10 protein-coding genes are annotated in these 13,494 nt (G+C 63.2%); 3 read left to right on the plus strand and 7 right to left on the minus strand.

Features of this window, described 5'->3' with window-relative positions:
- Positions 1-116: 116 nt before the first annotated feature.
- The 7 genes from QZ964_RS21140 to QZ964_RS21170 form a co-directional block, all read right to left on the minus strand.
- Complete coding sequence (locus QZ964_RS21140; protein WP_292534304.1) at positions 117-824, minus strand: RlmE family RNA methyltransferase; 708 nt, start codon at positions 822-824, stop codon at positions 117-119.
- Positions 821-2,920: an ABC transporter ATP-binding protein/permease gene (locus tag QZ964_RS21145; protein ID WP_292534307.1), complete on the minus strand. Its 2,100-nt coding sequence runs from the start codon at positions 2,918-2,920 to the stop codon at positions 821-823. Before QZ964_RS21145 ends, QZ964_RS21140 begins: the two co-directional genes overlap by 4 nt.
- 83 nt (positions 2,921-3,003) lie before the next feature.
- Positions 3,004-3,336, minus strand: coding sequence for an integration host factor subunit alpha (locus QZ964_RS21150; RefSeq protein ID WP_292534310.1), 333 nt, complete (start codon positions 3,334-3,336; stop codon positions 3,004-3,006).
- 215 nt (positions 3,337-3,551) lie between these two features.
- On the minus strand, positions 3,552-4,376 hold the full coding sequence (locus QZ964_RS21155) for a carbon-nitrogen hydrolase family protein (protein WP_292534313.1): 825 nt from the start codon (positions 4,374-4,376) through the stop codon (positions 3,552-3,554).
- 219 nt (positions 4,377-4,595) lie between these two features.
- Entirely contained in the window at positions 4,596-5,240 is a 645-nt protein-coding gene (locus QZ964_RS21160; protein WP_292534316.1) for a TetR/AcrR family transcriptional regulator, read from the minus strand.
- Complete coding sequence (locus tag QZ964_RS21165; RefSeq protein WP_292534318.1) at positions 5,237-8,365, minus strand: efflux RND transporter permease subunit; 3,129 nt, start codon at positions 8,363-8,365, stop codon at positions 5,237-5,239. Before QZ964_RS21165 ends, QZ964_RS21160 begins: the two co-directional genes overlap by 4 nt.
- A gap of 10 nt (positions 8,366-8,375) precedes the next feature.
- A complete protein-coding gene (locus QZ964_RS21170; protein ID WP_292534320.1) occupies positions 8,376-9,473 on the minus strand; it encodes an efflux RND transporter periplasmic adaptor subunit in 1,098 nt (365 codons plus the stop codon).
- 338 nt (positions 9,474-9,811) lie between these two features.
- Between QZ964_RS21170 and dnaK the strand changes: the two genes are divergently transcribed.
- The 3 genes from dnaK to QZ964_RS21185 form a co-directional block, all read left to right on the plus strand.
- Positions 9,812-11,707: a molecular chaperone DnaK gene (gene dnaK / locus QZ964_RS21175; protein ID WP_292534322.1), complete on the plus strand. Its 1,896-nt coding sequence runs from the start codon at positions 9,812-9,814 to the stop codon at positions 11,705-11,707.
- 141 nt (positions 11,708-11,848) lie between these two features.
- Positions 11,849-12,970 (plus strand): molecular chaperone DnaJ, encoded by a 1,122-nt coding sequence (dnaJ, locus tag QZ964_RS21180; RefSeq protein ID WP_292534324.1) that lies wholly within the window; start codon positions 11,849-11,851, stop codon positions 12,968-12,970.
- Positions 12,971-13,087: 117 nt separating this feature from the next.
- Positions 13,088-13,494 (plus strand): rRNA adenine N-6-methyltransferase family protein (locus QZ964_RS21185; RefSeq protein ID WP_292534325.1); only part of this gene is annotated, 407 nt, incomplete at its 3' end.

The raw sequence follows: 13,494 nt of genomic DNA on the forward strand, positions 1-13,494 counted from the left end.
TGACACCTCGCCGCGCCAGTCGGCGTTGAGGACATTTCAAAATGATAGGAACAACCTAAGCTTGTTACGATATATCGCTCGCGGGAAGCGTCAACGGTCGTGGCGTACGGGCCGGATCAGGAAGCAGCCGCCTCCCGCCGCCCCCGAAACCCCGTCGCCAGCACGTAGAGTTCCGCCGAATCCGCCCGGCTCGCCGCCGGCTTCACGTGGCGCACGGTCGAAAAATCGCGCTTGAGCCGCCCGAGCAGCTGGCCCTCCGTGCCGCCCTGCAGCACCTTGGCGACGAAGAATCCGCCTTCCGCCAGCACGTCACAAGCGAAATCGGCGGCAAGCTCGGCGAGCGCGACGATGCGTAGATGATCGGTCGGCCGGTGGCCGGTGGCGTTCGCGGCCATGTCGGACATTACGCCGTCGGCGTCGCCGCCCAGCATCGCGTTGATGAATTCAGGCGCGTCGGGATCGTTAAAATCCTTCACCGCGAATGCGACGCCGGCGATCGGCTCCATGTCGAGAAGATCGACGGCGACGACCTTGCCCTTCCCCTCTTTCGCCTTTACCCGCGCGGCGGCGACTTGCGACCAGCCGCCGGGCGCGGCGCCAAGATCGACGATGCGGCCGCCCGGCTTAAAGAGATGATACCGGTCGTCCATCTCGATGAGCTTATAGGCGGCGCGCGACCGATAGCCCTCGCGCTTGGCGCGCGCGACATATGGGTCGTTCAGCTGGCGCTCCAGCCATAGCGTCGAAGACAGCGAACGCTTGCGCGCGGTCTTGACCCGCGTCTTGAGCGAACGGCCGCCTTCGCGTCCCGACTCTTTCGTCACGCGTGCACCTTGTCGCGGGGGCTAAAGACGCCGCCCGGCGCAGGCTCCATGACGATGTGTCGATCGTGGAAGGCGTGCAGAGTCGACCGATGGCCGATCGAAACGACCGTCGTGCCAGGCAGCCGCTCGCGCAGCATGACGTAGATGTTTTCTTCGAGTTTTTCGTCGAGCGCCGATGTCGCTTCGTCGAGGAAAAGCCACTCGGGCTTCGCGAGAAGCGCGCGGGCGATCGCGACGCGCTGCTGCTCGCCGCCGGAAAGGCGTTGTCCCCAGTTGTTTTCCTCGTCCAAACGTTCGACGAAAGGCGCGAGCCGCGCGGCGCGCAACGCTTCCTGCATTTCGGCGCGCGAGTAGTCGTCGACGTGGCCCGGATAGACGATCGCCTCAGTCAGAGCGCCCATCGGGATGTAGGGGCGCTGCGGCGCGAGCATCACCTTAGCGCCGCGCGGCGTCAGCAGTTCGCCCGAAGCGTAAGGCCAGATGCCGGCGATCGCCCGAAACAGCGTCGACTTGCCTGAACCGGACGGGCCGCTGAGCAGCGCCGATTGGCCAGCGGCAAGCGTCAGATCGCCGACCGTCACGATTTTGCGTCCGTCGGGCAACGCAAGCGTCAACGCGCGCAGGCCAATATCAGCGCCGTCCGTCAGACAGACGATTTGCGTCGCAGACATCTGTCCACGCGCCGTATCGATCGCATGGTCGAAGGATGTCAGCCGGTCGAGCACGGACTTAAAATTGGCAAGAGAGGTGTAATAGTTGATGAAAAAGGTCAGCGCGCTCTCAACCCGCCCAAAGGCGCTCGCCGTTTGCGTCATGACGCCGAGCTGAATGCGACCGGCGAAATAAAACGGCGCCGTGATCACGTAAGGAATGATCGGCGACAGCTGTCCGTAAGTCGAAGTGAACGCCATCAGCTGCTTGCGCTTCTGCACGATCGCCAGATAGTTGACGATGATGCCGGCGAAGCGCTGGAGCAGCGAACCACGCTCGGCAGGCTCGCCGCCGAGCAGGGCGATCTGCTCGCTGTATTCGCGCATCCGCGCCAGCGAAAAGCGGAAATCGGCCTCGCGTCTTTGCCGATCGAAATAGAGCCCGGTGAGAGAGCGGCCGATAAGGTGCGTCACCAGCGTTCCCACCGCCGCATAGAGCAGCACCACCCAGAACAGGAAACCGGGAATATAAATGTCGGTTCCAGGCAGCGGATAATTGCCCGACAAATCCCAAAGCACATAGGCGAAGGAGACAAGCGAACTCAAGGTGGCGATCAGCAGGATCGAATAGGAGTAGATGCCGTAGCCCTCCTCTCCGCCGCTGATGAAACGATTGACGTCTTCTGCGATGCGTTGATCCGGATTGTCGGCCCCGCCGCCCGCGAGCGCCATGCCGTAATGCGTATGCGCGCCGAGCCAGCGCTCGATGTAATGTTCCGTCAGCCAGCGGCGCCAGCGGATGATCAGCATCGACTGCAGAACGAATTCGATGATCACGGAAGCGACGTAAACGAACGCCCATGGCGTGAACACGTAAAGAAGCTGCCGCCAGAACTCCCCGGCGTTCTTCTCCTGAATGGCGTTGAACCAGTCGCGATTAAAGAAGGACAGGCGCACGGTGATGCCGACCTGGCCCTGATTGAGCAGCACCAAGACGACCACCATGGCGATGGCGATGGCGCTCTCGCGCGCCACAAATGGCTGGAACGGCCAGACGCGCCCTTCCCCGCGCTCACGCGAACTGAAGTAGAGATCGGCGATGCGCGTCATCTCCCGCACGACTGGAATGTGCGAGATCGCGTAAACAATGATCGAAAACACCGCCACGGTGAGCGGCATGGTTTCGGGCGGCGCATAATCTTTCAGCGACTCGGGCCACAGTCCTTCCGCCTGCGCGAGGCCGATGAGGCCGAAGACGATCGTCTCGGTTGAGAATATGTACGCGAAGATTTTCAGGAAGCTCGACATATCTGCGGCGCGCCACGTCGTATAGGCGCAGAGCGCCGACGCTACGGCCAGGACAAATAGGCTGGAGTCGCCCTTATGGGCGCCGACCAGCGCGGTAAGGGCAGCGAAGACGGCAACCGCCACGCTCAATTTCTGCATCTTTCACCTTGGATATGAGAAGCCGCCCGACCCGCCGCGAACGCATCGCCGGCGCCGGCCGTCTGACCCCGATGATAAAGGAATCAGTCCTCTTCAGGAATGACCGCATCGCCATTGACATGCGCGACGAGCACGGGCGAGGCCTTAAAGGTCAGCACTCGGCGCGGCGTAATCGTCGCCTCGACGCCGGTTTTCGGATTGCGGCCAATGCGCTCACGCTTGGCGCGGACGTTGAAGGTCCCAAAGGAGCGCAACTTCACCGATTCGCCGCGCAGCAGAGCTTCGCTGATCTCGTCGAACGTCGAATCCAATATTTTGCGGGCTTCGGCGCGGGAGAGCGAAGGACAGCAGCCGTAAACGGCTTCTCGCAGCGCGGCCCGCGTCAGGGTGCTGCCCGGAGCAGTTCTCCTTACCATGCGAACAAAGCGCCCAATGCTGCTCGCTCTATCGGGAATGGGCCGAACACAACTCCCCCTCGAAGCTTTTGGCAATCGTCAATAGCAATGAATGGGCGCTACGCGCCGATCGCGATAGTACGCATAAATTACCGATTTGCAAGGACGATCAGGAGTTCTCTTGACGGATCGCAACGCCCGCCCGCGACGCCGCCGTTGGGGCGCAATCGATCCGGTCAAACCGCCAATTTCACCTTATGTTGCGCCACCGGTATCATGGCGCGCACCTTACGAATGCGGTCGATGTCCACATAGGACGATACAAGCCCCGGCCCCTCCGAAGCCTTGGCGACGACATGCCCCCAAGGATCGGCGATAAGAGAATTCCCGTAAGTAAAGCGCGTCTCATGTCCGGCTTTATGGGCGCCGGTCTGCGCAGGAGCGCAGAGATAGGCCTGCATCTCGATCGCGCGCGCCCGGCACAGGACTTCCCAATGGTCCTTGCCGGTCACGAGCGTGAACGCAGCCGGCAAGGCGACGATATCGACGCCCTTTTCCGCGAGCGCCTGAAAAAGATACGAGAAGCGCAGATCGTAACAGATGGCGCAGCCAACGGTGAGGCCCTCGCAATCATAGGTGACGACGGAATCGCCCGGCTTGAACGCGGCGCTCTCGTGGTATTTCGCGCCGTCCGGCGCGGTGATGTCGAACATATGGATCTTGCGGTAGCGCGCTGCCTCTTCGCCTTCGCGATTGAAAGCGACGCTGGTGTTGTGCAGCCGCTCCTCGCCGGGCGCCTTTTCGAGAATTGAGCCGGCGTGAATGAAGACCTTGTGCTCACGCGCCAGCGTCCGGCACATCTCATAGGCCGGGCCCCCGGGCAGTTCTTCAGCCGCCGCCATCTTCTCGGCGCGCGAGCCGCCGATGAAATCGAACACCTCCGGCAGACAGATCCAGTCCGGACGCTCCTGGATGACGGCGCGCTCAATCAGGGCGCGGGCATTGGCGAGGTTCAAGGCCTTGTCGCCGACGGAATTCATTTGAACCAGAGTGACCTTCATCGACCGTCCGATATCCTCGCCATTGCGCGACGTCACAGCCGCGCGTGATTAACCAGGTCGTTCATTATACGTGGCCTGCGCCGAAGGTATAGATCGAATTGCGCTCAAGCGGCGCGCACGAAAAAGCAGAACCCGGCATTTCGCTTCAAGTGCGCTCTACACTTTTGGGTTCGATCACCTCATCTGCGTCTGAACGATTGCGCCCAAATGCAGCGTGATCTAGCGCAGCAATGGCGCCGAATGACCGGCATCGCAACAGCCTGCTCGCAGTGCTGCGATGCAAAATTCGACCATTTGGGCGCTCGTCGGAACCGGCCGATCGGCGCATTCCACCATCATTCGCGGATGGCAGTAGCGAATGCAGGCGGCGTGCACCAGGCGCGCCGCAAGCTGCGCGTCGCCTTTAGCGAACTCGTCGCTCTCCATGCCCGATCGAATGACCTCCTCGATCGCGGCGTCGATACGGTCGATGTGATCCGAGATGATCGGCCAGTTCTCGTCGAGCGCCGCTTCCACCATGTCGTGAAGCTTGCGATCGGCAACATAGCGCTCGGCGTTCATCGCCTCATTCGACAGGACGAGCGCGCGCAGTCGCGCCTCCGCCGAGCCCGGCCCGCGCGCGATATCCTGCGCCGCAAGTTCGACCTCGCTCATCAATTGTCGCGCGACGGCGGCGTTGATTTCCGATTTGGCGCTAAAGAAACGATAGACGTTCGCCGGCGACATCCGCAATTCGCGGGCGATGTCCGCGACCGTGGTTTTTTGGAAGCCGATCTCGCGGAACAGCCGTTCAGCCGTGGCGATGATTCGCTCGCGCTGCTCAATTTCGCGCGCGTTCTGCGCGCGCGCGCTTGTTAAGCTCATTCGGCCGCTCCCCTCGCCAGCCCGTCGGCCAAAGTTTCGACCCGCGCGCCGTCGGATTCGGCCAGTTCCTCGCCAAGATGACGGCGAAACCACGTCGCGTAAAGCGCCGGCAGGAATAGAACGGTGAGAAAAGTGGCGACGAACAGCCCGCCCATGATGGTCAGCGCCATCGGTCCCCAAAACGCCGAGCCAGACAATGGAATCATGGCGAGGATTGCGGCCAGCGCCGTCAGCGCCACGGGCCGCACGCGTCGAACCGTCGCGCCGATGATCGCCTCGCGATACTTCTCGCCACGCTCGAGATCCTGCCGCACCTGGTCGACAAGAATGATCGAATTGCGCATGTCCATGCCCGACAGCGCGATAAGGCCAAGAAGCGCGACGAAGCCGAACGGCGCTTGGGCGACGTTGAGCGCGAGAGACGCGCCGATAACGCCAAGCGGCGCGCTCATCATGACGAGCGCGACGCGGGTAAAATTCTGCAACTGGAACATCACGATCGTCAGCATGACGAGCCCGACAAGCGGAAACACCGCGAAGATCGAGGCGTTGCCTTTCGTCGATTCCTCGATCGCGCCCCCCACCTCGATGCGATAGCCCGGCGGCAGATGTTCACGAATTTGCGCGAGGCGCGGCCAGATGCGCGTCGTCACGTCCGGCGCCTGCACGCCGTCCTTGACGCCTGAGCGCACCGTGATGCTCATGTCACGATTGCGCCGCCAAAAAATCGGCTCCTCGTGCTCATAGACGATCTTCGCGACCTGCGAGACGGTCACCGCCTTGCCGTCGCGCGAATAGACCACCATGTCGCCGATCCGCGAAAGATCGCCGCGTTCCTGGGGAACGGCGCGCGCAACGACCTCGACCTGATCGATTCCGTCGCGCAGCGTGGCGATCGTCACGCCGGAGATCGCAAGGCGAAGCCTGTCCGATACGTCCTGCGGCGTCAGCCCAAGGAGCCGCGCGCGATCCTGGTCGATGACGAGGCGCACCCGTGGGGTTTGCTCATTCCAGCTGAGGTGCGGATCGTCGACGCCTTCGTCGTCACGCATCACGTCGCGGACCTGATAGGCGATGCCCCGCACCGTCGCGGGATCCGAGCCGACGACGCGGAACTGCACAGGAAAGCCGACCGGCGGGCCGTAGTAAAAGCGATCGATGCGGGCCCGCGCCTGGGGCAGTGCGCCATCGGCGATGGCCGACTCAAGCTTCTTCTTCAGTCGTTCGCGCGCCTCGATATCTTTTGCGACGATGACGATTTCCGCATAGGCCTCGTTCGGCAGCTGCGGGTTGAGACCAAGCCAGAACCGCGGCGGGCCCTGGCCGACGTAGCTCGTGTAGAGCTCCGCGTCCGGATCGTCCTTCAGGAGCGCCTCGGCCTGTTTCGCCGCCTCGAGCGAAGCGCCGATCGACGAGCCTTCCGGCAGGCGCAGCTGGAAGAACAGCTCCAGGCGCTCCGCATAGGGGAAAAACTGCTTCTGAACGACGAAGAAGCCGAACACGGCGAGCGCGAAAATGGCGACGACGCCTGCAATCACAACGCCGCGATAGTCGACCGCCCAGGTGACGACGGCGCGCAGCCGCGTATAGAACGGCGTCTGGTAGATTTCTTCCGGATCGCGATGGGGATGCAGCTTACCAAAGTCGGGAAGAAGCTTCACGCCGAGATAGGGCGTGAACATCACCGCAACGAACCATGAGGCGATCAGCGCGACAAGCAGCACCCAGAACATCGATCCCGTGTATTCGCCAACGCCGGAATTGGCGAAGCCCACCGGCAGGAAACCCGCCGCTGTAATGAGCGTGCCGCTGAGCATCGGAAAGGCCGTCGAACTCCAAGCAAAAGTCGCGGCTCTGATGCGGTCGAAGCCCTGCTCCATCTTCACCATCATCATCTCGACAGCGATGATCGCGTCGTCGACCAGGAGCCCGAGCGCAATGATCAGCGCGCCAAGCGAAATGCGCTGGAGATCGATGCCGAGCGGGCCCATGAAGATGAAAACAATCGCGAGCACCAACGGCACGGAGAGCGCGACGACGATTCCGGTCCGAAAGCCGAGCGAGACGAAACTCACGCCAAGCACGATCACGAGCGCTTCGAGGAATGAACGCGTGAATTCGCCAATCGCCTCTTCGACGACCTTCGGCTGATCGGCGACCTGGTCGATGTCAACGCCGATCGGCGTTTTGTCGCGCATCTCCTGGACCGCCGCGCCGACGTTCTCCCCGAATTTAAGGACATTGGCGCCCTTGGCCATGACGACGCCGATGATGAGCGCCGGCCGACCCTTGAAGCGCGCGAGAAAACTCGGCGGATCCTCGAAACCGGCATGAATGTCGGCGATGTCGCCGAGACGGATCACCTTGCCGTTCGCTTCGATCGGAATGGCGGCGATGGCGTCGGGGCCTTTGAGATCGCTGGTCACCTGGACGCGCACGCGGTTCGACGAGGTCTCGAAGACGCCGGCGTCGTTGATGGCGTTCTGCTTGGCGAGCGAGTCAAAGATCGCCTGGGGCTGGATCGCCAAGCCAGCAAGCTTCGCCTCGCTGAATTCGACGAAGATCCGACGGCCCTGGTCGCCATAGACGTCGACCTTGACCACGTCCTGCACGCCCAGCAGACGTTGGCGCAGCGCCTGGACCGCCTTGTCGAGGACGTGATAGTCCGCGCCGTCGCCGGTCACCGCATACATCACCGTATCGACGTCGCCATATTCGTCGTTGACTTGCGGACCGCGCACGCCGGCGGGAAGGGTCGGCGCGATGTCGTCGAGCTTCTTGCGCAACTGATAGAAGAGCTGCGGCACGTCCTTTGGCGGCGTCGTGTCCTTGAAGGTCACCTGCATCGCCAGAAAGCCCGGCTTCGTATAGGTCTCGATCTTGTCGAGGAAGGGAAGCTCCTGGAGCTTCTTCTCCATCAGATCGGCGACCTGATCGCGTATCTGCGTCGCGGTTGCGCCGGGCCAAGAGGCGGTTACGACGGCGACCTTGATCGTGAACGACGGATCCTCCGCGCGTCCTAGCCGCATATAGGAATAGGCGCCGGTGACGCTGATCGCGATCATCAGAAACAGCATCAGCGTCGGTCGTTGAACGGCCCAGCGCGAGAGGTTCATGTCGCCCATCGCCGACCTCTCACAGCGACTGCCGCGAAATTGCGCGGACTTTCATATTCGGATCGAGCTTGTGAACGCCGAGGACGACGATGTTGTCGCCGTCCTTAACGCCGCCGGCGACAAGCGCGGCGTCGGCTTCGAGGCGCACCAGGGTCACGGGAACGAGTTGCAAGTTTCCGTCGCCATCGACCTTCCAAAGCGAGGGGCCGGCGCCCTGATCGTAGATCGCCGAGAGCGGCACGCTCACGACAGGTTGCCCTTCCGAGCCCGAGATGCGCAGCGTCGCGCTCATTCCGAGCGCCACCGCCGAATCGGGATTGAGAATTGAGAAGCGCGCGGCGAAGGTCCGCGTGACCGGGTCGGCCGCCGGACTCAATTCGCGCAGTTTGGCGCGGTAGATCGCGCCGGGCTTCGACCAAAGCGTTAAACTGGCTTCGCCCTTTCCGGCCGCCGCCGCGAACGCCTCCGGCAAAGCGACCGCGGCTTCCAACTCGCCGGCATGGGCGATGCGCACGGCCGGCTGCCCCGCGGACACGACCTGCCCCGGCTCCACGAGCGTTTGGGTGACGACGCCGTCGGCGCCGGCGCGTAGCGCGGCGTAGTCGAGCGCATTGCCGGCGAGTTCGACGGCGCGCTCCGCCCGCCGGAACCGCCCACGCGCCTCCTCTCCGCCGGCGCGGGCCCGATCGAGCGCCGCTTGGGCGACCCAGCCCTTGCTGCGCAGCTGGGCGGCGCGCTTCTCGTCGGCCAAGGCCTGCGTCTGCGCCATCCGCGCCGCGCCGAATTCGGCGTCCGCCTGTTCTTTCTGCAGCCGCAAATCCTGATCGTCGAGCGCCGCGATCGGGTCGCCCGCCTTCACCCGCTGCCCGACCTCGACGAAGCGCTTGACGACTTTGCCGGCGACGCGAAAGCCCTGATCGGACTCGACCCTCGGCCGGATGGTGGCGACAAATTCGCGCGTCTGCGACTGGGCGGCGTAGCGCGCGGGGGCGACGAGCACCGGGCGCTCGGCGCGCTCGCTTGCCTCCGCAGAGCGTTGGTCCTTGCCGTCGCAGCCGCCCAGCGCCGCGGCCAGAAGCGCGAGAAGCGCATAAGCACGCGAATGAAAGCGAAGCATGCAGCTTGTTCCTATGAGGCGAGGGCCTGCGGCGTTCTTGCTGACGAGTTTTAATAATCGTCAGTCATCAGTCATTCGTCAACTGCCCTCACAACTTTTAGTTGGCCTTTTACTATCGATCAGCCCGCCGAAGCCGGCGGGCTTGGGGCCGGACGCCTTGTCGCAAGGAAATGATTCTTCTATATGCGGCCTGCTCTTGCGGCTGGGTGAGGGCAACACAATCTTGGGAGAGCTAAGCGTGGAGGATCGCGCGGCGGGCTCATGGCGAGCCGCCGTCCTTCGCCTTTTGAACCGGGCCGCTTCGGGGTCCGGCGTTCGCCAGCGAAAGGAAAATCGATATGGCCAAAATTATCGGCATCGACCTCGGCACGACCAATTCCTGCGTGGCCGTCATGGAAGGGTCGAGCCCCAAGGTGATTGAAAACGCCGAAGGCGCTAGGACCACGCCTTCGATCGTCGCCTTCACCGACGACGGCGAGCGCCTCGTCGGTCAGCCCGCCAAACGTCAGGCGGTGACGAATCCCGACAAGACCTTCTTCGCGATCAAGCGGCTCATCGGCCGCACCTATGAAGACCCGATGACCAAGAAGGACATGGGTCTCGTTCCCTATAAGATCGTCAAGGCGAACAACGGCGACGCCTGGGTCGAGGCCGCCGGCAAGCAATATTCGCCCTCGCAGATTTCCGCCTTCATTCTTCAGAAGATGAAGGAGACGGCCGAGGCCTATCTCGGCCAGACGGTCACGCAAGCCGTCATCACCGTCCCAGCCTATTTCAACGACGCCCAGCGCCAGGCCACCAAGGACGCCGGCAAGATCGCCGGCCTCGAGGTGTTGCGCATCATCAATGAGCCCACGGCGGCGGCGCTCGCTTATGGCCTCGACAAGAAACAGTCGGGCACGATCGCGGTCTATGACCTTGGCGGCGGCACCTTCGACGTATCGATCCTGGAGATCGGCGACGGCGTCTTCGAAGTGAAGTCGACCAACGGCGACACTTTCCTCGGCGGCGAGGACTTCGACATGCGCCTCGTCGAATATCTCGCGGGCGAGTTCAAGAAAGAACAGGGCATCGACCTGACGAAGGACAAGCTCGCCCTGCAGCGCCTCAAGGAAGCGGCGGAAAAGGCCAAGATCGAACTCTCCTCGGCGACGCAGACCGAGATCAACCTGCCCTACATCACCGCCGACGCCACCGGGCCCAAGCACCTGACGCTGAAGCTTACCCGCGCGAAATTCGAAGCGCTCGTCGACGATCTCATCCAGCGCACGGTCGAGCCTTGCCGCAAAGCCTTGAAGGACGCCGGACTCTCGGCGGCCGACATCGGCGAAGTGGTGCTTGTCGGCGGCATGACCCGCATGCCCAAGGTGCAGGAGGTCGTGAAGCAGTTCTTCGGCAAGGAGCCGCATAAGGGCGTCAACCCCGACGAAGTCGTCGCCATCGGCGCGGCGGTGCAAGCGGGCGTGCTGCAGGGCGACGTGAAGGACGTGCTGCTGCTCGACGTGACTCCGCTGTCGCTCGGCATCGAGACGTTGGGCGGCGTCTTCACCCGCCTCATCGACCGCAATACGACGATTCCGACCAAGAAGAGCCAGGTGTTCTCGACGGCCGAAGACAATCAGACCGCCGTCACGATCCGGGTCTTCCAGGGCGAACGCGAGATGGCGGCGGACAACAAGCTGCTCGGCCAGTTTGACCTCGTCGGCATCCCGCCGGCGCCGCGCGGCATGCCGCAAGTGGAAGTGACCTTCGACATCGACGCCAACGGCATCGTCAACGTCACGGCGAAGGACAAGGCGACGAACAAGGAGCAGCAGATCCGCATCCAGGCGTCGGGCGGCTTGAGCGAAGGCGACATCGACAAGATGGTCAAGGACGCCGAGGCGCACGCCGCGGAGGACAAGATCCGCCGCGAACTCGTCGACGCCAAGAACCACGGCGAAGCCGCGATCCACGCTGCGGAGAAGTCCGTCGCAGAATTTGGCGACAAGGTTTCGGCCGCGGACAAGAGCGCCATCGAAGCCGCGATCGCATCGCTGAAGACCGCGATCGAAGGCGACAACGCCGAGGCGATCAAAGCCAAGAGCAACGAATTGGCTCAGGCCTCAATGAAGCTCGGCGAGGCGATGTACAAGGCGCAGCAGGCTGAGGCCTCGAGCCCCGGCGCTTCTGAAGCGCCCAAGGACGACGTGATCGACGCGGAGTTCAAGGACGTCGGCGACGATAAGAAGTAAGCCGGGACTGGCCATAGCCGCTCCAATGCGGTAGCGAAACGGGAACCCGGCGCGAATAACGCCGGGTTTCATTGCGTTCATGCGATCGCGGTCAAGCCCGCCGCCGCACCCAACAGAATGCCGCACCCAACAGAATAGAGCATGTCCAAACGCGACTATTACGAAGTTCTGGGCGTCAGCCGCACCGTGACGGAAGTCGAATTGAAGATCGCCTTCCGCAAGTCGGCGATGCAATGTCATCCCGATCGGCACCCGGGAGACAAGCAGGCGGAAGCGCGTTTCAAGGAGCTGAACGAAGCCTATCAGTGCCTCTGCGATCCGCAGAAGCGCGCGGCCTACGACCGCTTCGGCCACGCCGCCTTTGATCAGGGCGGCGGCTTCGGCGGCTTCAACGCCGGCGAGGGTTTCGGCGCCTCGATGGCCGATATTTTCGAAGACCTGTTCGGCGACGTCATGGGCCGGCGCGGCCGCTCGGGCAGCCGCGAGCGCGGTTCCGATCTGCGCTACAATATGGAGATTACCCTCGACGAGGCCTATCACGGCAAGGCCGCGTCGCTGAAAATTCCGACCTCAGCGACCTGCGAGCCCTGCTCGGGGACGGGCGCGAAAAAAGGCTCCAAGCCCAAGACCTGCGCGACCTGCGGCGGCATGGGGCGGGTGCGCGCGCAGCAGGGCTTTTTCGCGATCGAACGCACATGCCCCACCTGCCAGGGACGCGGCGAGACGATCGAAAACCCCTGCCCTTCCTGCTCCGGCGCAGGGCGCACGACGGTTGAACGATCGCTTTCGGTCAATGTGCCGCCGGGCGTCGAGGACGGCACGCGCATCAGGCTCGCCGGCGAAGGCGAAGCCGGCCTGCGCGGCGGGCCGCCAGGCGATCTCTACATTTTTCTTTCCGTGAAGCCGCATCCCTTTTTCCAGCGCGACGGCGCCGACCTTTATTGCCGCGTGCCGATCTCGATGGTGCGCGCGGCGCTTGGCGGCGAAATAAAGGTGCACGCGCTCGACGGCTCCGAGGTGAAGCTGAAAATTCCCGAGGGCGCGCAGTCCGGACGCCAGCTCAAGGCCAAGGGCAAAGGCATGCCGATCTTGCGCGGGCGCGATCACGGCGATTTGCATGTGCAGATCAGCGTCGAGACGCCGCAAAAGCTCACCAAGCGCCAGAAGGAGCTTCTCGCGGAATTCGAGGAGGAATCCTCGCACGACACCCATCCCGAGGAGACGGGCTTTTTCGCGCGGATGAAGGATTTGTTTGGCGGATAGAGACTGACGGCGCGCCGCGTTGTATTCGGCGCGCGGCTCTCCTATCATCGGCGCAACGGCCCTCGAAACGCGGGGGCCGTTTGCGCGTCTCTATCGCGCGTCGATCGGGAGGGGTCTTTGCCGCATAGAACGCAAAAAGCCGGCGGGCGCGTAAACCTCGTGGATAACGCGCGCTTCATCCGTCAGTGGATCGAAAATCCGCGTCTCATCGGCGCGGTCTCGCCGTCCGGACGCGCGCTGGCCAAGACAATGGCCGGTTTCGTCGAACCGCAAAAAGACGGGCACATTGTCGAACTTGGTCCCGGCACCGGGCCGGTGACGCAGGCGCTCATTTCCCGCGGCATCGCGCCTGAGCGCCTGGTGCTCGTCGAATATGAGACCCGTTTCTGCCATTTGCTCGCCGAGCGCTTTCCCGGCGTCAATATCGTCCAGGGCGACGCCTATGGCCTGAAGGCGACGCTCGACGGCAAAGTTCCCGGAAAAATTGCGAGCGTCGTTTCGAGCCTGCCGCTCCTCAACCGGCC

The organism is Methylocystis sp. (genome assembly GCF_021731785.1).
Classification (GTDB): domain Bacteria; phylum Pseudomonadota; class Alphaproteobacteria; order Rhizobiales; family Beijerinckiaceae; genus Methylocystis.